General features: G+C 43.3%; 22 protein-coding genes. 21 read left to right on the top strand and 1 reads right to left on the bottom strand.

Features of this window, described 5'->3' with window-relative positions:
• Positions 1 to 189: 189 nt before the first annotated feature.
• The 8 genes from EJ419_RS02025 to EJ419_RS02060 all read left to right on the top strand — a co-directional run bounded on the left by EJ419_RS02025 (position 190) and on the right by EJ419_RS02060 (position 7,757).
• A complete protein-coding gene (locus tag EJ419_RS02025; protein WP_131283262.1) occupies positions 190 to 792 on the top strand; it encodes a YesL family protein in 603 nt (200 codons plus the stop codon).
• A 47-nt stretch (positions 793 to 839) separates the two neighbouring features.
• The gene (locus EJ419_RS02030; protein ID WP_131283263.1) at positions 840 to 1,679 is read left to right on the top strand and encodes a ParA family protein; all 840 of its coding nucleotides are present in this window, start codon (positions 840 to 842) and stop codon (positions 1,677 to 1,679) included.
• Between the two features lie 99 nt (positions 1,680 to 1,778).
• Entirely contained in the window at positions 1,779 to 2,585 is an 807-nt protein-coding gene (locus tag EJ419_RS02035; RefSeq protein ID WP_131283264.1) for a segregation and condensation protein A, read from the top strand.
• Positions 2,582 to 3,214 carry an SMC-Scp complex subunit ScpB gene (gene scpB / locus EJ419_RS02040; protein WP_131283265.1) on the top strand — a complete coding sequence of 211 codons (633 nt, stop codon included), beginning with the start codon at positions 2,582 to 2,584 and terminating at the stop codon, positions 3,212 to 3,214. Before EJ419_RS02035 ends, scpB begins: the two co-directional genes overlap by 4 nt.
• Before the next feature lie 152 nt (positions 3,215 to 3,366).
• On the top strand, positions 3,367 to 5,292 hold the full coding sequence (gene typA / locus EJ419_RS02045) for a translational GTPase TypA (RefSeq protein ID WP_131283266.1): 1,926 nt from the start codon (positions 3,367 to 3,369) through the stop codon (positions 5,290 to 5,292).
• A gap of 64 nt (positions 5,293 to 5,356) precedes the next feature.
• Entirely contained in the window at positions 5,357 to 5,758 is a 402-nt protein-coding gene (locus EJ419_RS02050; protein WP_131283267.1) for an alcohol dehydrogenase, read from the top strand.
• Positions 5,759 to 5,769: 11 nt separating this feature from the next.
• Positions 5,770 to 6,741, top strand: coding sequence for a prephenate dehydratase (locus tag EJ419_RS02055; protein WP_131283268.1), 972 nt, complete (start codon positions 5,770 to 5,772; stop codon positions 6,739 to 6,741).
• On the top strand, positions 6,738 to 7,757 hold the full coding sequence (locus EJ419_RS02060; protein ID WP_131283269.1) for a prephenate dehydrogenase: 1,020 nt from the start codon (positions 6,738 to 6,740) through the stop codon (positions 7,755 to 7,757). The genes EJ419_RS02055 and EJ419_RS02060 overlap by 4 nt, the downstream gene beginning before the upstream one ends.
• A gap of 56 nt (positions 7,758 to 7,813) precedes the next feature.
• On the opposite strand, the gene EJ419_RS02065 is transcribed toward EJ419_RS02060, so the two are convergent.
• On the bottom strand, positions 7,814 to 8,080 hold the full coding sequence (locus EJ419_RS02065; protein ID WP_131283270.1) for a DUF6725 family protein: 267 nt from the start codon (positions 8,078 to 8,080) through the stop codon (positions 7,814 to 7,816).
• A 100-nt stretch (positions 8,081 to 8,180) separates the two neighbouring features.
• Here EJ419_RS02065 and xerA point away from each other — a divergent pair, with 100 nt between their 5' ends.
• The 13 genes from xerA to EJ419_RS02130 all read left to right on the top strand — a co-directional run bounded on the left by xerA (position 8,181) and on the right by EJ419_RS02130 (position 23,028).
• Complete coding sequence (gene xerA, locus EJ419_RS02070) at positions 8,181 to 9,122, top strand: site-specific tyrosine recombinase/integron integrase (protein WP_240680305.1); 942 nt, start codon at positions 8,181 to 8,183, stop codon at positions 9,120 to 9,122.
• Between the two features lie 346 nt (positions 9,123 to 9,468).
• Entirely contained in the window at positions 9,469 to 11,109 is a 1,641-nt protein-coding gene (locus EJ419_RS02075; protein ID WP_240680306.1) for a peptide ABC transporter substrate-binding protein, read from the top strand.
• Between the two features lie 328 nt (positions 11,110 to 11,437).
• Entirely contained in the window at positions 11,438 to 12,367 is a 930-nt protein-coding gene (locus EJ419_RS02080) for an ABC transporter permease (protein WP_131283272.1), read from the top strand.
• A 13-nt stretch (positions 12,368 to 12,380) separates the two neighbouring features.
• Complete coding sequence (locus EJ419_RS02085) at positions 12,381 to 13,334, top strand: ABC transporter permease (RefSeq protein WP_131283273.1); 954 nt, start codon at positions 12,381 to 12,383, stop codon at positions 13,332 to 13,334.
• Between the two features lie 16 nt (positions 13,335 to 13,350).
• Positions 13,351 to 15,324 (top strand): dipeptide ABC transporter ATP-binding protein, encoded by a 1,974-nt coding sequence (locus EJ419_RS02090; protein ID WP_131283274.1) that lies wholly within the window; start codon positions 13,351 to 13,353, stop codon positions 15,322 to 15,324.
• A gap of 112 nt (positions 15,325 to 15,436) precedes the next feature.
• The gene (locus EJ419_RS02095; protein ID WP_131283275.1) at positions 15,437 to 16,300 is read left to right on the top strand and encodes an exodeoxyribonuclease III; all 864 of its coding nucleotides are present in this window, start codon (positions 15,437 to 15,439) and stop codon (positions 16,298 to 16,300) included.
• 119 nt (positions 16,301 to 16,419) lie between these two features.
• A complete protein-coding gene (locus EJ419_RS02100; RefSeq protein ID WP_131283276.1) occupies positions 16,420 to 17,199 on the top strand; it encodes a DUF3710 domain-containing protein in 780 nt (259 codons plus the stop codon).
• Between the two features lie 70 nt (positions 17,200 to 17,269).
• Positions 17,270 to 17,926: a DUF3159 domain-containing protein gene (locus EJ419_RS02105; protein ID WP_131283277.1), complete on the top strand. Its 657-nt coding sequence runs from the start codon at positions 17,270 to 17,272 to the stop codon at positions 17,924 to 17,926.
• Between the two features lie 75 nt (positions 17,927 to 18,001).
• The gene (locus EJ419_RS02110; protein ID WP_131283278.1) at positions 18,002 to 19,363 is read left to right on the top strand and encodes a class I SAM-dependent RNA methyltransferase; all 1,362 of its coding nucleotides are present in this window, start codon (positions 18,002 to 18,004) and stop codon (positions 19,361 to 19,363) included.
• A gap of 492 nt (positions 19,364 to 19,855) precedes the next feature.
• Positions 19,856 to 20,197 (top strand): hypothetical protein, encoded by a 342-nt coding sequence (locus EJ419_RS02115; RefSeq protein ID WP_131283279.1) that lies wholly within the window; start codon positions 19,856 to 19,858, stop codon positions 20,195 to 20,197.
• A complete protein-coding gene (locus tag EJ419_RS02120) occupies positions 20,151 to 20,753 on the top strand; it encodes a hypothetical protein (RefSeq protein WP_131283280.1) in 603 nt (200 codons plus the stop codon). Before EJ419_RS02115 ends, EJ419_RS02120 begins: the two co-directional genes overlap by 47 nt.
• 2 nt (positions 20,754 to 20,755) lie before the next feature.
• Positions 20,756 to 22,180 carry a WXG100 family type VII secretion target gene (locus tag EJ419_RS02125; protein ID WP_131283281.1) on the top strand — a complete coding sequence of 475 codons (1,425 nt, stop codon included), beginning with the start codon at positions 20,756 to 20,758 and terminating at the stop codon, positions 22,178 to 22,180.
• Positions 22,181 to 22,182: 2 nt separating this feature from the next.
• Positions 22,183 to 23,028 carry a hypothetical protein gene (locus EJ419_RS02130; protein ID WP_131283282.1) on the top strand — a complete coding sequence of 282 codons (846 nt, stop codon included), beginning with the start codon at positions 22,183 to 22,185 and terminating at the stop codon, positions 23,026 to 23,028.
• Positions 23,029 to 23,035 lie beyond the last annotated feature (7 nt).

Raw genomic sequence — 23,035 nt, forward strand, 5'->3', positions numbered from 1 at the left:
TTTCTATCTCGTATGCCAAAAGTATATAGTCAGCGGTGTTATGGCGGGTGCCGTAAAGGGCTGATACTAAATTGCGTATACTAAGCAGCTGTACAGTTTTAGCTGTATGGCTGCTTTCGTATAACAGTGTACTGTGTTTGATGCTAATTAAATTCAATTTAATTTAATCGCAGGTGCTAAGGAGTAGCTATGAATTGGCTTTCGCCCGACTCGCGTTTTATGCAGGCGTGGGGTAATTTTACTGATGGAATTATCATCAATATCTTGATGATTCTTACATCAATTCCTGTGATCACGATAGGGGCGTCTCTTACTGCTGGAAACGTTACAGCTCGAAAGACTCTGTACGGTGAAGGTAGAGGAGTGCTACGCAATTACTTTACTGCACTGCGTGAGAATTTGCGTCAGTCAATTGTGCTGTGGCTGCCGTATATGATCGTAGGGATTGCTCTAGGGTATATGTGGTTTTTCGTGCATATTCGTGAGCTATTAATTATCCAATATGGCTTAAGTATCGTATGGGTTATCGGATGTGAATGGACATTCGCTACTCAAGCACGTTTTGAAAATTCTATCGGACGTACATTATTTAATGGATTAGTTTTTGGAGTGACACACTGGACGACGACCATAGTTCTTGTCATTATTGATGCGATTTTTGTTGGGATAATTATCGCTACTTTCATGTATATGCCACGTTTTCTTTTCCTCGTAATAGTTATTGGATATGGAAGTATGCTTATGCTTCATGTGCCGTTGACAGAACGTGTCTTCAAAAAGTATTATGCATAACGAAAATACGGCGGTTGCATTCCGTATAGCGTGCTAATGTAATAAACATGCCTACAGATCTTTTGGGACGAGAGTACGAAGCTTTCCCAGCACCGCGAACGCTTGAGCAGCATGGTCCAGCTCGAATTATTGCTATGTGCAATCAAAAGGGCGGTGTCGGTAAAACGACAAGTAGCGTTAATATCGCAGGTGCTTTGAGCCAGTATGGGCGACGAGTGCTCATAGTTGATTTTGACCCTCAAGGGGCTGCATCGGTAGCTTTAGGCGTTAACGCTAACAAAGTTCCGAATACTATATATACCGCTATGTTTAATCCACGTATGGATGTGCATGAGGTAATTCAGCAAACGCGTTTCCCAAATCTTGACGTTATTCCAGCAAATATTGATTTGTCTGCTGCTGAAGTTCAGCTTGTTACGGAAGTTGGTCGTGAACAAGTATTGGCATCGGTTTTGCGTCAAGTGAAGAATGAGTATGATCTTATAATTATCGATTGCCAGCCTTCTCTTGGTTTGCTCACAGTTAACGCACTTACAGCTGCTGATGGCGTTATTATTCCTGTAGCAGCAGAGTTCTTCGCATTGCGTGGTGTGGCTTTGCTCATGGATTCTATCGATAAGGTGAAGAGCCGTATTAATCCAAATTTGGAAGTTTACGGTGTACTCGTAACGATGTATACGCGTACATTACATGCGGAAGAAGTTCTTCAACGTATTCAAGAAGCTTTCCCAGGAAAGGTTTTCCATACGGTAATTACACGCTCGATTAAAATTGCAGATGCATCTGTTGCAGCGAAACCAATTACGATGTTTTCTCCTCAACATGCTACTGCTAAAGAATATCGTGAGGTTGCTCGCGAAATCGTAGCTAAAGGAATTGTTGCATAGTACGAATTGGGCGGTTAGTGCTTGTGCTACTACGTATAATGCGATTTACTAGCCAGTTCATGAGTATCTGAGTATCGGAATAAAGCGAGAGAAGCAAGAGTGGCAGAGGTCTTTAACGTTAACTTGAAAAGTTATCAAGGGCCTTTTGACGTGCTGTTGAACCTATTGTCTCAAAGACAGCTTGAGTTAACTCAGATTTCGTTGTCGGAAATTACTGAGGAATTTGTGGACTATGTTAAGCACCTCGATATGGCTCGAGACGCTGACCAGGTTAGCTCTTTTATTGATGTCGCGTCCATCCTCGTAGAGGCGAAGTCTGCTAGTCTTATTCCACGAGATGATGAAAACTCGGATCTCGATATTAATCTCGAATCCTTGCAAGAGAGGGATTTGTTGTTTGCAAGGCTTTTGCAATATCGTGCGTTTAAACAGGCAGGCGAAGATTTTAGACAGCGCATTGCGGCGAATTCGGGACGATTTGCTCATCCCGGTGTTTTGATGGAAACGTTGCAATCCTTGATGCCGCAGCTAGAGTGGTCTATGCCAGCTGATGACTTTGCAAAGCTTGCAGCAGAAGTTATCTCTAACGCTCCAGCAAGTGAGGTATCTATACGTCAGCTTCATGTGCCACTTGTCGATTTGCGAGCTCAAGCAGCAGTTGTTCGAGATAAACTGCGTGCTGCTGGTAATAAAAAAGACATTACATTTAGTCAATTGATAGCTGATGCTACACACAAGATAGAAATCGTTGCTCGCTTCCTTGCGTTGCTCGCTTTCTTTAAGCAAGGAGTTGTCCAATTTAAGCAAGATGAGCCATTTGATGAACTACATGTGCGTTGGCTTAGTGATAACGATACTGCAGAAAATACGGACGTGGTCGCAATTTCAGAGGGAGATTTTGCATGAGTGAGCGCGAAGAAAACTACATGGACAGCAATTCGCCCGTTTCCCAGGATGCGTTATATCCTGTATTAGAAGCTATTCTTATGGCATCTGATCGCCCGATCGAAGCGAATGAACTTGTACATGTCCTTGTGCAAACAGGCTATATTTCTGAAGAAAACGGTGATAATGAAGACAATATTGAGCTAATCAATCAAATGCTCGACAAGCTTAGTCAGTCCTATGACCATGAAAAACGAGGATTCGAACTCCATCATAGTTTGCAAGGATGGCAGCTGATGAGTGCTCAAGAATTTGAACAAGTGGTTGCAAAATTTATTACCGATGGTCAAACATCACGGCTTTCGCAAGCTGCTCTTGAATCTCTTGCTATTATCGCGTACAAGCAGCCTATTACAAGAGCTCAGGTAAGTGCTATTCGCGGAGTGAACTCAGATGGAGTTATTCGATCGCTTACTGTACGAGGACTTATTCGTGAGCAGGGCGAAGATGAACAAACACGTGCTTCTTTGCTCGTGACTACGGGTCTATTTTTAGATAAAATGAATATACAAGGAATAGAGGAGCTACCAAGTCTTGCTCCATTCCTGCCACAATCAATTCCGACAGATGTTTCTGATGACGTTGCTTAAGGATATCGCTTGATGACGTTTGTTGATAACAGTTCTCGATAATGGTTATCAAGTAGGCGTGCGCGGATGCCTGCAGGGGTATGTAATCGTGTGTCTTTAAGCAAGCGTAAGCTTACAAAGGTTTTTATTAAGTAATTAAAGAGGTTAAATCAATGGCAATCCGCTCTAATATCCGTAATGTGGCTATCGTCGCACACGTAGATCACGGTAAGACCACTCTCGTAAACGCGATGCTTCAGCAGTCCAACGTTTTCTCTGAGCGTGAGGAAGTTCCAGACCGTGTTATGGATTCTGGTGATATCGAGCGCGAGAAGGGTATTACTATCCTTGCAAAGAACACAGCTATCGATTATAACGGTCCAGCAGCTGCTGAGCTTGGCGAAAAAGACGGTATCATCATTAACGTAGTTGATACCCCTGGCCACGCTGATTTCGGTGGTGAGGTCGAACGTGGTATTTCCATGGTTGATGGTGTTGTTTTGCTCGTCGATGCTTCCGAAGGTCCTTTGCCACAGACTCGTTTCGTATTGCGTAAGGCGCTTGAAGCAAAGCTCCCAGTAATTTTGGCCATTAATAAGACCGATCGTCCTGACGCTCGTATTAGCGAGGTTGTTTCCGAAGCAACAGATTTGCTTCTTGGCTTGGCACAAGATGTAGTTGAAGAAGGTATTGAGCTTGACCTTGATTCATTGCTCGATTTGCCAGTAATCTACTGCGCTGCTAAAGCTGGACGTGCATCTGTAAATCAGCCAGCTGATGGAGATGTTCCAGACAATGATAATCTTGAGCCACTCTTTGAGATGATTGTGAAGAATATTCCTGCTCCACATTACAACGAAGATGCTCCACTTCAAGCACACGTTACGAACATTGATGCATCCGATTATTTGGGACGTTTGGGACTCGTACGTATTTACTCTGGTGAACTTGTGAAGGGAAAGCAGTACGGTCTGTCGCGTACTGATGGAACAATTCAAAACTTCAAGCTTACCGAGATTTTGCGTACGGACGGACTTGATCGCGTTCCAGCAGAAACCGCTGGTCCTGGCGATATCGTTGCAATCGCTGGTGTTAACGATATTATGATTGGTGAGACGATTGTCGATCCAAGCGATCCACAGCCATTGCCTCTGATCCACGTCGACGAGCCAGCTATTTCGATGACTTTTGGTACCAATGATTCACCTCTTGCAGGTACTGAGGGTAAGGATCATAAGCTTACAGCTCGTATGCTTAAGGATCGCCTTGATAAGGAATTGATTGGTAACGTTTCTATTCAGGTACACGATACTGATCGTCCGGATGTGTGGGAAGTACGTGGCCGTGGCGAACTTGCTTTGGCTGTTCTCGCGGAAGAAATGCGTCGTGAAGGTTTCGAACTTACCGTTGGTCGTCCTCAGGTAGTGACGAAGAAGGAAGATGGTAAGACTCTCGAGCCATTTGAGCATTCGACAATTGACGTTCCTGAAGAATACATGGGTGCAGTTACTCAGCTTATGGCTGCGCGTAAGGGCCGTATGGATTCAATGACTAATCACGGATCTGGTTGGGTACGTATGGAGTTTACTGTACCAAGCCGTGGTTTGATTGGATTCCGTACCCAGCTTTTGTCAAGCACACGTGGCACTGGTATTGCTTCCTCCATTTCTGCTGGTTATGATCAGTGGGCAGGCGAAATCGTGGTGCGCCAAAATGGTTCCATGGTTGCAGATCGTCAGGGTAAGGCAAGTCCATACGCAATGCAGAAGTTGCAAGCACGTGGAAACTTCTTCGTACAGCCACAGTCTCCGGTATACGAAGGTCAGGTAGTAGGCGTTACTGGTAAGCCGGGTGATTTGGATATCAATATCACCTTGGAAAAGCATATGACCAATATGCGTTCGGCAACTGCTGATGTTCTTGAAACATTGACACCTCCAATTCAAATGAGTTTGGAAGAATCCCTTGACTTCGCAAATGATGACGAATGTGTAGAAGTAACGCCAGAATCCATCCGCGTACGCAAGATTATCTTGAGTCGTGATGCATGGTACAAGTGGCATGCTCAGCAGCGTCGCCAGTCCAAGCAAGGTCAGTAAAACTAGAATAGAAGTAGAATTACTGGTTACATAACCGTAAGTAAGTAAACGGTAAGGAAATAAAGTGCCTTCTCAATCAATTATTCGAGATGTCTTATGCACAGTTATCTCAGCTCTTGTAATTGGTATAGTAGGCACTTTTACATACCGTTTGGGAGCTGCTTATAACGTCCCGTATGGGTTGGTTCTTAGCTTATTAATTGTTGCCTTTTTTGCATTTCTAGCGGGAGTGCGTGGCGGTATCTGGCATGAGTTGCTCCATGCTGTGATCGCTAGTTGTGCAGCGTGGTATCTTGCTTTACAAGGTAGTATTACGAGTACCCTTGTCGTCACTGGGGGAGCTGCGTTAACGACATTTTGGTCTATTAATGCTGCGTATATATGGCTCTACGGAATTATTTTCGTTCATGTGGTAGTTGCATTTTTACCAAGTAAGTGGTTAAGAGCATTCAGAGACGACGAGTAGGATTCGCCATTATGAAGCTTTTTTATCTAGGTCCTGAAGGTTCCTTTACATTCCAAGCGGCCCGTATAGCAGGCACAAAATGTTTTACAAACAATGAAATTGAGTACGTTGCCTGCGCGAGCGAACGAGAAATTTTTAATAATGTCGAACAAGGTCGTGGCGACGGCATAATTGCGTGGGAAAACAATGTCGAAGGATATGTGGCAACGAATCTCGATCGACTTATGAATTCCCATAACGTAGCAGGAACGCAGCGCATTAGCCTTAACATACAATTTGATGCATTTGTACGTCCTGATTGTGGCGAAATCACTGAAGTGACAGCGCATCCTCATGGACTAGCCCAATGCACTCAATTTATAGAAGAGCATAATTTACGTGAAGTTCCATCTTCTTCTAATAGTGCTGCTTGTAAAGATCTTAAACCGCATCAGGTTGCTTTGGCGCCTCACAAAAGTGGCGAGTTATACGGACTTCATACTTGGCAGGAAAGTGTTCAGGATTATGCTCATGCGCATACAGATTTCCTGCTCCTACAATCACGTGAAAAAGCCTTGGACACTAATACTATTCGTGAGAATTGTGGAATCGAATGTGAAACTATTCTTACAGTTATTCCACTGTCGATTGGTCCAGGCGTTATTGCTAATTTGCTTGACGTTTTTCGCGATAATGGATTAAATATGACGAGTCTTATTTCGCGTCCTATTAAAGGCGTGGATGGCACGTATAGCTTTGTTATAACAATTGATGCAGCACCTTGGGAATCTTCAGTCCAGCATGTATTTCAGGAAATTGAGGAACATGGCGATTGGTTAAAAATTATGGCGGTGTATCCTCAGCGTACAACTCATTCGCTGCCCATTAAGCAATGGAATCTCCCACACAGGGGTATCAATGCAATGCTAACGCATATGAGAGTGTCACAGGAGCATGGATTAAGCACCGACTGTGATGGAGAAAGTGGGGAAGAGCAAGCATGAGAATTGCTATCGCTGGATTAGGTCTCATCGGAGGATCTCTTGCCCGCATCTTAGTGAATTCAGGCTATGATGTAACTGCATGGAATCATAGAAGTCAGTCATATGAGGCTGCTCGGAAAAATGGTATCGTATGCGTGAAAAGCCTTCCAGAGCTTGCAGCATCTCAGCCAGATATCCTCGTACTTTGTACGCCTCTTAAGGCTATGGATTCTGTTTTAAAGCAGCTATCCGACAAACTCGCTCCATCGACGACCCTGACGGACGTTGGGTCGGTAAAGCGAGAAGTGCTCGCTACTGTAAGCAGATACGGGCTGCGTAAGCAATTCGTGGGTGCCCATCCGATGGCAGGTAATGAACTTGCTGGGTTTGATGCTTCCGATGTTAGCCTTTTTGATAATGCTACATGGGCGATTACTGTAGAGAATGATACTGAGTTTGAGCATTTCTTAAAGGTCGCACGAATGGTATGCGATGGAGTACATAATCGTTTTGTTGTCGCAAGCGCTGATGATCATGATCAAGCGACAGCTCAAATATCACATATGCCACATGTGGTTGCTACAGCTCTCGCTGCCCAAATTGTGCGTAATCCTCAGTCGAATCTTGCATTAGCTTTATCGGCGGGTTCGTGGAGAGATATGACACGAGTAGCTTTAACAACTCCAGATAGAACGTTTGCGATGGTTGATGAAAATCCAGATAACGTTGCGAACCTATTGCATGATATTTCTCAACAGTTGAGTGATATCGCCGACTTGCTTGATAAGCGCGAAACTGAGCGAAATATATACGATAAAGGTCTCGAACAATTCTTTGAGAGCGCACAACCTTATAGAGATGTACGTGCAAAATTGAAGGATAAAGTTCCTGAAGGTGTGTATTCGCTTGCTCTTTCAACGAGTTCTCATGAATGGGCAAATCAGTTGGTTCAAGCCTCACGCAAAGGTGGGCGAATTGAATTCATTGACTCTGTTGAAGCTATAGTGCGCCACTTTCCACATTTGCGCGACGAATAGGGATAATGGGACGGGAATACCTGTAACTGTACAAGTGTTCGTGCGGCTTCTGACGCTCAATCGATCTTTTTCAAAACTGGTCGTTCTGGGATTGGTTTGAGTCGTACAATTTTTGCGAATGGTATGTCAACAATTTCAGAAGGACGATGACCGTTTGCTGAACCATCTCGATTGAGAACGATCGAATTATCGGTTGTATGGTCTACGTGGCCTACATAATCGCGGTATTGAATTCTGCCTGAGAACTCATCTATACCGTCATGCGTGCGAATTACTACGCGTGCACCTTGTGGAATGTTTGCATATTTTTTCGCGATATCCATATAACTATTGTAATTTCAAGAGGACAATATATGAAGGTGTCAGAGAATAATTATCGCTATCATGAACTTTGATATGCGCAGTACTGTAGGGGTGAGCTACGTGACAGATAAAGAATTGTATACGCTAAGTCCAGCAGTACAAGAATGCGTTGATGCATATAGTGAGTATTTGACGATTAATAAAGGGTTGAGTGCTAACACGGTAAAAGCGTACATCTCTGATATTGAGCAGGCAATGCATATTTTGCATTTGCGAGGAATAGATAAATTGGATGATGTTACTCGTGATCAGCTTCGATCTTGGATGGCGCACGCTTTGCATGCAGGGATGAGCAAGACCTCGCTTGCTCGAAAAGTTGTAGCTTTACGTGGCTTTTTTGAATATGCTCATGGTCACGACATGGTTCAATCGAATCCTGCAGCTAATCTTGCGACTCCTAAACAGGCATCTCGACTTCCGGAAGTACTCAATAAAAGTCAAGCTCAAGCGATAGTCGAAACTCAAACTGTACGCGAACAAGAAGAAGACCACAGTGCGATCGCTCTTCGTGATAATGCAATGATGGAGCTCATGTATGCCACTGGGGTGCGCGTAGCCGAATTAGTTTCGCTCGATTTAGGTGACATCGATTTAGATCAACGAATAGTTCGAGTCACAGGTAAGGGCAATAAACAACGCGTTGTACCATTTGGTCTTCCGGCTATGCATGCTCTGGATAGTTGGATAAATAGTGCAAGAGTGCAACTTGTAACAGAGGAGACGCCATCGGCTGCTCTATTCCTAGGCTCTCGTGGAGGGCGTATTAATCAGCGACAGGTGCGTTCTATAGTTCATGAAAGAGCTCGAGCGGCTGGAGTTCCTGACATTGCACCTCACGCGTTACGACATACTGCTGCGACGCATCTTCTGGATGGAGGAGCAGATTTGCGCGAAGTTCAAGAAATGTTAGGGCATTCTTCTTTATCTACGACTCAACGCTATACACACGTTTCTTTGGAACAACTGAAGAAAAAATATGAGCAGGCTTTTCCTCGTGCATAAAACTGGTACAATGAGTAATAATTAGTTAACAAATTCGTAATATGTCAAATTCAATAACACGATAATCTCGCAAATAAGTAATGAAATCTCATTATGTGATACAAATGGATATTTTTATAAATATTCATGAATAATGGCTATTTTCCTCAGTTTATGCATGTTTTTATACAGTACATTGTATAAATATTTAAGAAAAAATATGATTGTAAACGAAATATGACTTGTATTGAAACATTTTTCTGATACATTATTCGATACGTTCAAAAGACGCAATCATGTCACATCGTTTTTTATGCGTATTTTCCTTAGCGGATTCACCTAAGGATAACTAAAAGAAAGAGAAATCATGAAGAAGTCTAAGATTACAATGATCACCGCTGCAGTTGCTGCTGCAGTGTTGGCATTGGGTGCTTGCGGTGCTGGGAATAATAACAGCTCTTCAAATTCCGCATCCACTGATGCTGTGATTACTGCATATGGTTCCGAACCAGAAAACACACTTATTCCAGCAAACACTAATGAAAATGGTGGTGGCCGAGTAATTCAATTGCTTTTCTCCGGTCTTGTTGGTTTTGATGCTGATGGCAATGCGCATAATGAAGTTGCAAAGTCTATCAAGGCAAACGATGATAATACTAAGTTCGATATCGAGATTAATCCAGATTGGACCTTCTCGGACGGTACTAAGGTAACAGCAGAGTCCTTTACCAAGGCATGGAGCTATGCAGCAGTAGTAACTAATGCACAGCTTAACAATTCTTGGTTCTCTAATATCAAGGGTTACGATGATTTGCAGGCTGATGGAACTGCTTCAGATGCTCAGCTTTCTGGTTTGAGCGTAACTGATGCAACTCACTTCAGTGTAGAGCTCACTGCTCCATCATCTACATTCCCAATTCAGGTTGGCTATTCTGCATTCTCGCCACTTCCAGAATCCTTCTATAAGGATCCAAAGGCATTTGGTGAGAAGCCAGTAGGTAACGGTCCATACAAGTTCAAGTCATGGACTCACAATCAGTCTATTTCTTTGGAAAAGAATGATGATTACAAGGGTAATTTCCCAGCAAAGAACGCAGGCGTAGATTTCAAGATCTACACTGATGTCGATACTGCTTATGCAGATATTCAGGCTGGAAACCTTGATGTAATGGATACTGTCCCTTCATCAGCAACTACTACTTTCGAGTCTGATTCCACCATTCAGGCATTTAACAAGCCAGGTGCTACAATTCAGACAATCATCATTCCTGCAACTATTGAACACTTTGGTTATAACGAAGAAGGTCGCTTGCGTCGCCAGGCTATCTCTCGCGCTATTAACCGTGAACAGATTGTACAAAAGGTTCTTGGTGGGACCGGTACTCCAGCTGTTGACTATATCAGCCCTGCGATTCCTGGATACTCCGAAGACCTCAAGGGGAACGAAGTTTTGAAGTATAACGCTTCTGAAGCTAAGAAGCTTTGGGATCAAGCTAATGCAATCAGTGATTGGGGCAACTCTAAGCTCACATTGGCTTACAATGCTGATGGTGGTCACAAGGACATCTTTGACGCTTATGTCAACTCCATTAAGAATGCATTGAATATTGATGTAGCAACTAACCCAGTAGCTACCTTCCAGGAGCTTCGCCAGGAAATTAACAATCGTTCCCTGAAGTCTGGTTTCCGTGCAGGTTGGATGCCGGATTATCCATCAGCTGAAAACTACTTGCAGCCTCTGTACAGCTCTTCGGCAGCAGACGGTCACGGCTCGAATGATGGTGACTACAAGAACCCAGAATTCGATGCATTGCTCGAAAAGGCAGCAGCAGCTTCTAGCACAGAAGACGCAAATAAGATCTACCAGCAGGCAGAGGAAATCTTGCTCCAAGATCTTCCAGCAATTCCTATTTACTATCGCAATAACACTGGTGCAGCAGCACAGGGTGTAAAGGGCTTCAACATCGGTTGGAACTCTTTGCCAGACTATGCAAACATTACCAAGTAAGGTATTGCGAATAAGTAGCGAACGCATTTATAATGATGGTGCTCATTTCGTTTCATGAGATGAGCACCATTGATGATAAAAAATTTGAATTTTATAATTTAATACTTGTATTAATATGTGTGGCATAAATTAAGAAGGCAGCATGATGCGCTTACAAAAACTTAAGTTTTGTAAGCACGTGTTGTGCAAGCAATATATATGCCGCTGAGTTTTCATCGCAAATATTTGATGAATCGATGGAACAAAACGAAGAATCTCGAACGAGAGTCTTAACTGCTTTATAGCTCAAACTTTTACAAGAGGGAAAAGCACAAGGAGAAGATATAATATGTGGAAGTACTTTCTGCGCCGCGTGCTACAAATGATACCTGTTATCTTGGGCACGACTTTGCTGATTTACGCATTGGTCTTCGCACTTCCAGGTGATCCAGTTGTGGCAATGTTTGGCGATAAGCCTGTAAATCAGGCAATTGCTCAACAGATTCGTGCTGAGTACCATCTCGATCAACCATTTATTATTCAGTATTTCTACTTTTTGAAGAATGCACTGACATTTGATTTTGGTAATACGCTTCGCGGCAATCGCCCAGTAATTGACGTTATGGCGGCCGCATTCCCGGTAACTATCCGACTAGGCTTGATGGCATTCGTCTTCGAAGCTATTTTTGGTGTTATTTTTGGTATTGTTTCCGGACTCAAGAAGGGCAAGTGGTACGACTCCGTTATCTTAATTGTCTCACTCTTGCTCATTTCTGTACCAACCTTCGTAACTGGTTTCGTTATGCAGTACTTCCTTGGTGTGCAGTGGCATATCTTCCCGGTAACCGCAGGAGCAAATCCAGGATTTATCGATTTGCTTATGCCAGCTATGGTTCTTGGCTCAACTTCCATGGCATACATTATTCGTTTGACTCGTACTGAGGTTGCATCTAATAGAACACTTGATTATGTGCGTACCGCACGTGCAAAGGGCCTGAGCAATCGTAGCGTTATCGTTAATCATATTTTGCGCAACTCGCTCATCCCAGTGGTGACATATCTTGGAGCTGATTTGGGTGCCTTAATGGGTGGCGCTATGATTTCTGAACGCATCTTCAATATCAACGGTATCGGTAATACTTTGTACAAGGCAATTCTCCAAGGCGAATCGAACTTGGTCGTATCCATAGTTACTGTGCTTGTACTTATATTCGTTGTATGTAATTTAGCGGTTGACATGCTGTATGCGGCACTCGATCCACGAATTCGTTACGCGTAAGGAGAGGCTGAACATGACTAATACTATTTCTGCACTGCCAGGTCAAGAGCGCTACGTGGCGCCAATTGAAGAAACTCCGTTACGTGCTGTCGATGCTGTAGACACCGATGCTCCTGCTACAAGCATGTGGGCTGACGCGTGGAGAACTCTTCGTAAGAATCCGCTGTTTATCATTGCAGCATTGGTGATTCTTTTTATTGCATTTGTGGCTGTATTCCCACGAGTATTTACGAATCTTGATCCGAACTATTGTACATTGGATAACTCTAGGGGAGCGGCAACTGCTGGTCATCCTTTTGGATTTGATTTACAGGGCTGCGATATTTATGCTCGCGTTATTTACGGCACACGTACATCTCTTACTGTTGGTATTGCGACCACGCTGATCGTTATCTTACTTGGTGGAATTATTGGTGCAATCGCAGGTTTCTTCGGCGGTTGGATTGATTCTATTCTTTCCCGTATCGTAGATATCTTCTATGCAGTTCCGCTGCTTCTCGGTGCTATCGTAGTTCTTCAGATGTTCCGTTCATCTACTTCCATTTGGAAAATCATTTTGGTAATGGCAATGTTTGGTTGGGTTTCTATCGCTCGTATCGCTCGAAGCTCTGTTTTGGAAGCAAAGAACCTTGAATTTAACACTGCTTCTACTGCATTGGGGTCGACACCAATGCGTAATTTGTTCCGCCACATTATTCCAAACGCGTTAGCGCCAGTTTTGGTTGTGGGTACAACGTCGCTTGCTAGTTATATCGTTCTTGAAGCTACATTGAGCTTCCTCGGTTTAGGTATGCCTTCAGGGAATGTGAGCTGGGGTGGCGATATTTCTACAGCACAAACCATGCTTCGTACTCAGCCAATGATTTTGTTCTATCCATCTGCTGCATTGGCTATTACAGCTCTCGCATTCATCATGCTTGGTGATGCAGTGCGTGACGCATTAGATCCAAAGAGCCGTACTGAGTAAGGTCGAGGAGTAAATAATGACTGAAAATACAAATATCCCTGAGCCAATACTCGAGGTCAAGGATCTTCAAGTTGAATTCAATACTTCAGCTGGAGCAGTTAAAGCAGTTCGTGATGCAACTTTCAATGTTTATCCTGGTCAGTGGGTGGCAATTGTAGGTGAGTCGGGATCTGGTAAGTCTACATCGGCTATGTCTGTCCTAGGTTTGCTCCCGGGTACTGGTCATATCACTGGTGGAAGCATTAAGCTTGAGGGCAAAGAAATTTCTCATTATACCCAAAAGCAGTTTGAAGCAATTCGCGGTCTGAAGATGGGCTTAGTTCCACAAGATCCAATGTCTAACCTCAATCCTGTGTATCGTATTGATACGCAGATTAAGGAAGCTCTTAAAGCGAATAATATCGATATTACACGTGAACAGCGCATTAAAATTGCTGAAGGTCTAAACATGACCGAGGCTGAAAGAATTGCATATGAAAACGTTCACGATGATTCTGACGAACTCTTCTTGGGTTCTGATAAGCGTTCAGCTTTACTTGAAGCAGCTAAGAAGGCTGGAGAAGGAATCATCTCTGATGAGACCTTTGACACTTGGGATAAGGAGTGGACTGCAGGATCCGTTACTCGATGGAATGTTCGCCATGACATGGTGAAGGCAGGGATTGACGAGAAAAAAGCTGAAGAAATAGCTAACGAGTATGTGACTGGTTCCTCGATGAGTGATCGTATTGCGGGGCTTCTCGATGAAGCTGGTCTTCCTGACGCTGCTATGCGTGCACGTCAATATCCTCATGAATATTCAGGCGGTATGCGTCAGCGTGCACTCATCGCTATGGGTCTTGCTGCTCGTCCTCGTTTGCTGATTGCAGATGAGCCTACTTCTGCTTTGGACGTAACAGTTCAAAAGCGAATTTTGGATCATTTACATACTCTGACTGATTCATTGGGAACAGCTGTTCTATTCATTACTCACGATTTGGGATTGGCGGCTGAACGTGCTCAGCATATCGTGGTTATGTATAAGGGACAGATTGTAGAATCTGGTCCTAGTTTGGAAGTTCTCCAGCACCCTCAGCATCCATACACTAAGCGTCTGGTTGCTGCTGCACCATCTTTGGCATCTAAGCGATTGGAATCTACAAAGGAACGTGCTGAAGTTCATTCAAAGCAGCAAGAGAGCGGTCATCCTGAGAATATTAGCGATACCGTTATCTCGGTGAAGAACCTTGTCAAAGAATTCAAGGTACCGGGACGTCGTGAGCTGTTTAAGGCAGTTGATGATGTGTCCTTCGACGTTAAGCGTGGCACGACATTAGCTATCGTAGGTGAGTCTGGCTCAGGTAAATCAACAGTTGCAAATATGGTTTTGCATTTGCTTAATCCGACTTCAGGTACTGTCACGTACGAAGGTGAAGATATTCATAGCTTCAATGCTAAGCAATTACTTGATTTTAGACGTCATGTGCAGCCTGTGTTCCAGAACCCTTATGGTTCATTGGATCCTACATACACGATTTATCGTTCTATTGAGGAGCCACTTCGAATTCATAAGATAGGTGATCAGAAGTCTCGTGAAGCACGTGTACGTGAATTACTTGACATGGTTGAGATGCCTCAGTCTGTTATGAGTCGTTATCCAAACGAACTTTCGGGTGGGCAGCGCCAGCGAATTGCAGTTGCTCGTGCAATGGCATTGAATCCTGACGTTATCGTAGCTGATGAAGCTGTGTCTGCTTTGGACGTACTTGTTCAAGATCAGGTGCTGCATTTGCTTAATGATTTGCAAGCAGAACGTGGATTGACGTATTTGTTCATTACTCACGATTTGGCTGTTGTACGCCAGATTGCTGATGAAGTCGTGGTTATGCAGCACGGAAAACTAGTCGAGCATGCAACTACTGACGAGGTCTTCAATAATCCACAAACCCAGTACACGCGCGATCTCTTGGATGCTATTCCTGGTGGAAAGCTTGAGCTAGGTTTGGACTAGAAAAAGGCATAATGATACATTACTGTGAGGTTGAATTCTTAATGAGTTCAACCTCACATTTGTTTATGGATGATTTGGGCATGTTGGTCAGTGTTGCCGTTAGAGTAGTCCTATGACCATTTCTATCACCACGTCGAATTTGAACGGTATCCGAGCAGCGAAACGTAAGGATATGTACGCTTGGGTAGAAGAGCACACTCCTGATATTTGGGCAATGCAAGAAGTGCGCGCTCCTCAGGATGAAATTGATCCTATCTTTGATGAGATTAGCGCGATTTATATGCAATCTGCGCGCGGCGAATCTATGAGTTCACCTTTGAATAGGCAAAATGAAGTATGCCGGATTAAAGGACGCGCGGGAGTAGGATTGTTATCGGCTTTACCTGTGACGTCACAACGGTATGGCTTACCTGGGCTAGAAGAAGATGTAGATTCTGGCCGTTGGATCGAATCTGATATTGTCACTCCCGATGGATACACCATCACAGTCGTGAGCGTTTATGTCCACGCGGGCAATGTGGATCATCCAGATAAGATGGAGCAAAAATTCCGTTTCCTTGACACTATGACCGAAAGAATGCGTGAGCTACAAGATATAGCCGCGGCGGGCGGAAATCAAGCAGTATTGTGCGGAGATTTCAATATCGCACACACGCCAATTGATATCAAGAATGCGAAAGCAAATGAGGAGTCTTCCGGATTCCTTCCTGAAGAACGTGTCTACATTGATAAGTGGCTCAATGAGCTCGAGTATGTCGATGTAATGCGTGACCTCGCCGGTGATATTCAAGGTCCATATACATGGTGGTCTCAGCGTGGAAAAGCATTCGATAATAATACAGGCTGGCGTATTGATTATCAGTTTGCTACACCAGAATTAGCTGACAGCGCACGGGGATTCGTTATTGATAGAGCACCTTCTTATGATGCTCGTTGGTCTGATCATGCGCCGCTGACTATTACATATAACGTTTAGGAATAATTCGCCAGCACCGTGTATAAGCTGCGCGATGCGACATTCAGACACTTTTAAGGTATGTGCTGTATTCTTAACAACCAGTGACATATACGAAGAAAATTGTCGAAAGGGACATAATGCGATTTTTCGGATTCGGTAAGAAAAAGGATGCCGAAGTTGACGATGAAGTCATTGAGGATGCTGTTGCTGAGGAAACTGCTGATGAAGCAGATGAAACAGTAGAGCCTCACGGCCCATGGGATATTAACGATGATAATGCTCCAGATTACGACGAGTATCTTAATATGGGGGCACTTTATTTACCATTCCTCTTTGGAATTGAACTTCGTTTGAAGGCAACGAATCCTGAAGGTAACATCATTAGCGCGACAATCACATATGAGAAGTCGTCGTTAGAGATGGAAGTTTTCGCAGCCCCTAAGTCGAGCGGTATTTGGGATGAAATTCGTCAAGAACTCTTGGATAATCGTATGAAAGCTCAAGAGGTCAATGGAGAGTTTGGTAAGGAAATCCTTCTTCCAGTGCAAGTGCAGGGGCGAGAAGTAACTTCTCGAATCGTGGGAATTGATGGTCCTCGCTGGATGGTTCGTGCTATTTTTACTGGTCCGGCAGCGACTGAAGAAGATTCCGAGGAAAAGAAAGCACTTGATAAGTTCCTGTCTGATGTCGTCGTAAATCGTGGGGAAGAACCACTCGCTCCTCGAGATCGTGTTTTCTTAAGCAGACCGCTTACTCCTTCTCAGATGCGTGAGATGGAAAAGGCAGCTCAGGAAGCTGAGGAAGTTGACGAGGACCATAGCGAACTGATTTTGCCAGATGATCCTAACGGATATGGCCAGCAAAGTCAGGTTCAGCATACGCTTCGACGCGGTCCTTTATTCTCTGAAATGCGTTAATAAAGAGTATGTCATCGTTAGCTCTCTGCTTTACTGCAGGGGGCTAACTTGTTCAAGGTAATTGATTTTTATGGTTCAAAAGCAGCATAATACTGGTATTAAATCCCTCGCCGATTCTACAGAAGAATTTTCAGTTTGGGATAGTATCGGGGGATGGCGAGGAATCTTCGAAGCTGTTATTCCTGTGCTCGTTTTTATAGTTGCATATACAATAAGCGCGAATCTTGGTGTGTCGTTGACTTTAGTGGGTGTGATTATCGTCGCCATCATCGTAGCTCGATTAATTCAACGACAGACTTTAATGGGGGCATTGTCAGGAATCGTTGTCACAGCTATCTCCGTAGTTTTCGCATTACTTTTTAATTCTGCACGCGATTTTTATACACCGGGAATTTTTATTAACATCGCAGCTGTCATTGTTTTACTCGTTTCCATAATCATTCTTAAGCCGGGTATTGGCTGGATGCTTGAACAATTTACGAACGATAACGCTATGCATGAGCTTTTTAAACCGTACATGTATGCAACGTGGGTCTGGATTGTGGGATTTAGTATACGACTAATTGCTGAAATTCCACTGTATCTTACGCACAATGTGGGAGCACTGGGTGTGACTCGAATTATCACCGGTGTACCGCTCTTTGCGCTCATGCTTCTAGTATCATGGTTGATTATTGCTCCGCAGCGTAAGAAACTTCTTACAAACCGTGACATGAGTGAGAAGTAAAATTAAGCATACGCAACTACAAACTGCATACAATAGATAATGACTAAGGTAAATTTTTCCGCGAAGGGGAAGAAAATGGTTGATAATGCACAGATAAGCGATTCCTTTTCGCAACTCGAATCAGTAGGAGATGGACGTCTTGAAGCGGACGTGACGATAGAAAGATTTGCTGATCAAGGTCGATGCGTGGCACATATTGATGGGCGAGTAGTTTTTGTAAGATTTGCTTTACCAGGTGAAAAAGTTCGAGTGCGTATCGATGAGCCTCATAATCGCCGAGATCGTTTTTGGACAGCAGAAGTAACTAAAGTTTACGAAGAAAGCCCGTATCGTGTCGAGCCTAGCTGGTTACTGGCTGGACCTCTTGCATGGGGAGGCGGAGTAGGCGGTGCTGATCTGACCCATGTGTCTCTTGAAGGGCAACTTCTATGGAAACGAATGAGCATTGAAGAACAGCTTAAGCGAATTGGCAAGGTTGAAGACCCAAGTGTGCCAGTGCTGAGAGTACCTGAAGATGAGGGCGCTCAGGGGCTTCATTGGCGTACACGCGTAGAGTTTATCGCTGACGATTTGGGATATGTTTCGATGCGACGTCGTGAATCGCACGATCGTGTGCGTGTTAAGGAAATGCCATTGGCAAGCGAACAAGTACTTGCCGTAGCTGATGAATTAGGATTATTTACCCGTCGTTTTGAGCCAGGAGCACATATTCGTATCACGGCTCCAGAACCCCGTGAAGGTCAAAGCCCGGTACTTGAGAGTGGAAACTGGGCAATGATTGTTAACCGCGAACTTGCTGAAGGGCATGAGTATGTACGCGAACGCGTTGTCCTCGCCGATGGAAAAGCATATGAATACAGTGTTCTTGCATCGGGATTCTGGCAAATGCATCGTATGGCTCCACAGGTACTCGTACGCGATGTCGTGAAGCAAGTGCAAGATTTCGCTGTTAAAAATGGTGTGCTGTCTGAGAACGGAACTATCTGGGATTTGTATTCTGGATCTGGACTTTTTACTATGCCGCTTGCTTCACGTTTCGTTCCGCGCGGGCAGGTGCTTGCAATCGAGGGGGCTGAGCAAGCTGTTTCTTCCGCAATGAAGAATGCAAAACGAAATAATATTTCGAACGTAACTGAAGTTGCTGGTGATGTCTTACAATCTCTACGCCACGTGAAGAATAATTTCCCAGAACTTGCAAAACCTGATGTGGTTGTGCTTGATCCTCCTCGTGCTGGAGCAGGAAAGAAAGTTGTTGAGCAAATTGTTCGAGCTAAAGCGCCTGTAGTTGTTTATGTATCATGTGATCCTGCATCTTTGGCTCGAGATATAGCGGTATTTCGTGAGAATGGGTATGCTTTGAGCTTTATTCATGCGCATGATATTTATCCAATGACCCATCATGTGGAGACGGTGGCTGTACTGACAAAGGCATGCTAAATATAAGCTTCTCGAAGGCTTGGGTAACTGTACCTGTTTAGACGTTGCGTTATCAGTTATTCTGTGCGCTATTATGAGTTCCGTAGATGTGCCTGTAGCATCATGTCACGGAACTCATATGTTAGAGCTAGCTATCAGCATCTTACTGGCTATAAGATTATCCAATCCACGGTCAACGCATGAGTAGAACTGATTTCCTAACATGAACGCATGGTGATAGGAATATTCATAATCTATGAAGCTTCAAGAATAATTCGGGTATAGATTCTCAATACAAAGCCGAGCTATCAATGGAATCACAATCGCCACAAATAGGTATATGATTTGATGATGATGAAGCCAGATTATATGATAAGTATTTAGTGTGATATCTAAAATTCAAGGTGGATCTGTCAGGATAGTTGGTTTTTATAGGTGCATCGTTGTAAAGATGTACAGGTTAACTTATAAAGTTTTAGCTATATAAAAGCTGTCATGTTCTAGGGAAGATTTATGAGCGATTTTGTTGTTAATGATGCCGAATTGAGAAAATTGAAAACCGATATTCAATCTGCTAAACAAAATCTTTCAGATATGACAGATATCGATATTAGCGCAGGAAAAATAGAACATCCTGATGTGGAGAAAGCATTGTCAGATTTTTTGGACGGCGTTAAACTTCACAAGAAAAACATTACAAAGGGTGTTGAGGTATGGCTACCGCAATTGATAACGCTCTTGATAATACGGATAAAGCATATACTGAAATGGCAAGTTCTCTCCAAGGATCAGGTTCGGAAGAATAAGTATGAAGAGTGTCCAGTACACGTTAATGATTCCACCACAATGGAATGAGTTTTCTCTTACTGAGAAAAATATTAGTAAGGTAGCTCGCAAGAGCACAGATAATATTATTAAAGCTATTCCAAGTTTAGAACGTAAGCGAGCTCAACTTCGTAATTTTTGGCAAGAGCAGCTTTCTCATGCGAAGTCGGTAGGCATCAATCATGTTGCTAGTTATTTTGAACAGGCAGAGGATAACGCGATTATCTTACTTATGCAGGTTCAAATTATGCCGTTACCAGTTGTAGATCCAGACGATACGGTATTAGATACTTTGTATGATGCATATAGTCGTCCAGATGAAAATTCTCTCCGGCTGCCTGATATAGCGATTATAAATCATCCTAATGTTGGTAAGGGAATTAGAAGTATTTCATACCAATTTTTGGATGAGGAGCGGACGATTAGTGATCTCGAAATGGTTGTGATGAGATCAGTCTTCCCGCTGAACACATGCGTTTTTGCGGTTAATTTTATGACACCGAATGTTGGAGAAATTACGCCACTCATGGAACTATTTGAATTAATAGTATCAACACTTCACGTATCGGAAGAAACGGAGGACTGAACATGTCACGTCACGATATTTCTGAATGGAATGAAGTTGGCTACTCTAAGGATCAGGTTCCTGGAGATAGTGAGTCAATTGCAACGCTTTCTGCTAAATTTGCTACTAATGCAAATAGTCTTATTGAGCTTGCTGGACTACTAAAAAAGGTTAATGGCAGTGCTTCTGATGGTGCAATTTGGACTGGTAAAGGTGCTGAAGAATTTAAGAAGGAATATAAAGATTTTGATACAAAAGTTACTAAGGTAGCTGACAGTTTTGAGAAAGTAAAGACTCAGCTTAATACGATGGCTGATACTGTGAGCCAATATCAGCCGCTTGCTAATAATGCGTTGGATGAAGCGCTTGAAGCAAAGAGACGTATGAAAAACTTGGGAAATGAGATGGTGTCTGCGAATGCTACGCTAAATCGAGCTAAACATGATGTACAGGTTGCTAAAAGTCTACCGCCGTCTGATAAAAGTGCCCACGATAAGCAGTCGCAGGCATCTTCGGCTTTGAGTAGTGCTCAATCGCAATTAGATATGTTTAAGGCACAGCTAAGCTCAGCTCGTAATGATTTAGATGACGCAAAGCGACGAATTAATTCTTATCATGACTCATATGACGAGGCAGCACAAAATGTTGCGACTCAGATTCGTGATGCACAAAATACGGGTGATTTAAAAACAGGATTTTTTGAAAAATGGTATTACTCGGATGTGTGGAGAGGGATCGTTAAGGTTGCTGAAGTTGTTGGATTTGTGGCTGGTATTGCTGCAATATGTCTTGGCGGTGGTGGTCTTATCATTGCTGGGATCCTTCTTGCAACGAGTTTGATTTCTTTTGTAGATACCGCAGTTGGATATCAAGTTGGTGATAAAGACGGTTGGGATGTTTTATTTAGTGCAGTTGCACTGGGACTTTCAGTAGTTGGTATGAAAGGTGCTGCATCAGAGTTTGAAACAGGACTAAAAGCTGTGAGATCTAGCGGATCTCCAGTGAAGATGGGGCAAGCGCTGTTGGGACGTTTTGATAAGGCTTCAAGTGTATTTATTGTTGGTACAGAGGGTGCTTCGCAAACAGTGAAGCATACGGCTACATGGGGTAATTATATTAAAAATAATCTTAAAGGATATGGTGCAAATCTCATCAATCCGTGGTATATGAAGACTGAAGTGGATACGCTAACTGGCTTTGTGGGTAAAAGTAAGTTTGTGGGGCGCTCTGAATTTATCAAAGGTGCTGTGGAACATGCTAATGAGTTAGGTAAAGGTATTCATGGCATGGTAAATGATTTGACAGGTGATAAGAGTGCCAGGGAGTCAGGTATTAGTACGTCTGTTGAATTAGTTAAATCAACGTCAAGCAACGTATTTGGAGAGATATACGACAAGTTTGTTGATGGTCCAAAGAAAATCGGTGAGCTCATTACAGGAGAGTGGTAAAAATGGCTAAGAGTGAGGGTTGGTATGAGAGAAATCCTTGGGCGAAGGATCGTGCTTCTTTAGATTATGATACGTTTGATGTTAGTTATGTTGATAATCTTTCGTTGATTATGAAAAGTTTCCTTCCTGCACCGTTGTTTTTAGTGAAGAATAATGAGAAGAAGGTATTTTCTGTAAAAGGCGTGAAACTTAAGGCTCTTGGGTATTTGGTATGGCTAGCTCTTGCGTTTGTAGTGTCGTATTTCTTTGTTGATTTTGATGTATCCCAGCAGACGGATAGTCAGAAGATGATTTCTTTTATCTTTATCATTCTTATACCTGTGTGGTTTGCTTTGCCGATGTGGCTGAATGGACACTATACCGTGATAGCGTTTATTTTTTCGCGTTTCTGTGAGTTGGCTTTTCTTGCTACAGTTGGGTATCTTGCTGCTAGTGGTGTGACATCTCGTCCTTCAACATTGCCGCTGGTTATTGTTGTGTTTACTGTTTCTGTGTTATGTGTATTGTTTATTGATAGACTCACTGGAAGTAAGGTTGGTTTGCTTACTAGGACGGTGGGTGTTTTAGGAGTTTCGATTAGTGTTGCTTATTTTCTGAGTAGATTAGCTGTTGATGTTCCTGTTTTCTCTGTTTTTGCTGGATTGTTCCTAGCTGTGTTTGCGATTCTTTCATTTTATATGGATAGCCGTGTTGCAAAGGTGATAGCTGATTATGGTAATGTGCATAGTCGTTATGAATGGGCATTTGCTTTTTGCTTGGTCTTCGATGTTGTGCTGTGTGTAGTCGGCTTGGTAAAAGCAACTGGGAAGACATCAAGTGATATTTCAAGTTCGAATATTCCGCGTTAATTTCAAA

Origin of the sequence: Alloscardovia theropitheci, from assembly GCF_004332295.1 — a bacterium.
In the GTDB taxonomy this organism is placed as follows: Bacteria; Actinomycetota; Actinomycetes; order Actinomycetales; family Bifidobacteriaceae; genus Alloscardovia; species Alloscardovia theropitheci.

What these genes read in the sequence shown, in the direction of transcription:
- EJ419_RS02100 (WP_131283276.1), top strand. Translation starts at nt 16,420, where the DNA reads ATGCGATTTTTCGGATTCGGTAAGAAAAAGGATGCCGAAGTTGACGAT.
- EJ419_RS02055 (WP_131283268.1), top strand. Translation starts at nt 5,770, where the DNA reads ATGAAGCTTTTTTATCTAGGTCCTGAAGGTTCCTTTACATTCCAAGCG.
- EJ419_RS02030 (WP_131283263.1), top strand. Translation starts at nt 840, where the DNA reads ATGCCTACAGATCTTTTGGGACGAGAGTACGAAGCTTTCCCAGCACCG.
- EJ419_RS02120 (WP_131283280.1), top strand. Translation starts at nt 20,151, where the DNA reads ATGAAGAGTGTCCAGTACACGTTAATGATTCCACCACAATGGAATGAG.
- EJ419_RS02125 (WP_131283281.1), top strand. Translation starts at nt 20,756, where the DNA reads ATGTCACGTCACGATATTTCTGAATGGAATGAAGTTGGCTACTCTAAG.
- EJ419_RS02105 (WP_131283277.1), top strand. Translation starts at nt 17,270, where the DNA reads ATGGTTCAAAAGCAGCATAATACTGGTATTAAATCCCTCGCCGATTCT.
- EJ419_RS02115 (WP_131283279.1), top strand. Translation starts at nt 19,856, where the DNA reads ATGAGCGATTTTGTTGTTAATGATGCCGAATTGAGAAAATTGAAAACC.
- EJ419_RS02065 (WP_131283270.1), bottom strand. Translation starts at nt 8,080, where the DNA reads ATGGATATCGCGAAAAAATATGCAAACATTCCACAAGGTGCACGCGTA.
- EJ419_RS02085 (WP_131283273.1), top strand. Translation starts at nt 12,381, where the DNA reads ATGACTAATACTATTTCTGCACTGCCAGGTCAAGAGCGCTACGTGGCG.
- scpB (WP_131283265.1), top strand. Translation starts at nt 2,582, where the DNA reads ATGAGTGAGCGCGAAGAAAACTACATGGACAGCAATTCGCCCGTTTCC.
- EJ419_RS02060 (WP_131283269.1), top strand. Translation starts at nt 6,738, where the DNA reads ATGAGAATTGCTATCGCTGGATTAGGTCTCATCGGAGGATCTCTTGCC.
- EJ419_RS02130 (WP_131283282.1), top strand. Translation starts at nt 22,183, where the DNA reads ATGGCTAAGAGTGAGGGTTGGTATGAGAGAAATCCTTGGGCGAAGGAT.
- EJ419_RS02025 (WP_131283262.1), top strand. Translation starts at nt 190, where the DNA reads ATGAATTGGCTTTCGCCCGACTCGCGTTTTATGCAGGCGTGGGGTAAT.
- EJ419_RS02075 (WP_240680306.1), top strand. Translation starts at nt 9,469, where the DNA reads ATGAAGAAGTCTAAGATTACAATGATCACCGCTGCAGTTGCTGCTGCA.
- typA (WP_131283266.1), top strand. Translation starts at nt 3,367, where the DNA reads ATGGCAATCCGCTCTAATATCCGTAATGTGGCTATCGTCGCACACGTA.
- EJ419_RS02095 (WP_131283275.1), top strand. Translation starts at nt 15,437, where the DNA reads ATGACCATTTCTATCACCACGTCGAATTTGAACGGTATCCGAGCAGCG.
- EJ419_RS02090 (WP_131283274.1), top strand. Translation starts at nt 13,351, where the DNA reads ATGACTGAAAATACAAATATCCCTGAGCCAATACTCGAGGTCAAGGAT.
- EJ419_RS02110 (WP_131283278.1), top strand. Translation starts at nt 18,002, where the DNA reads ATGGTTGATAATGCACAGATAAGCGATTCCTTTTCGCAACTCGAATCA.
- EJ419_RS02080 (WP_131283272.1), top strand. Translation starts at nt 11,438, where the DNA reads ATGTGGAAGTACTTTCTGCGCCGCGTGCTACAAATGATACCTGTTATC.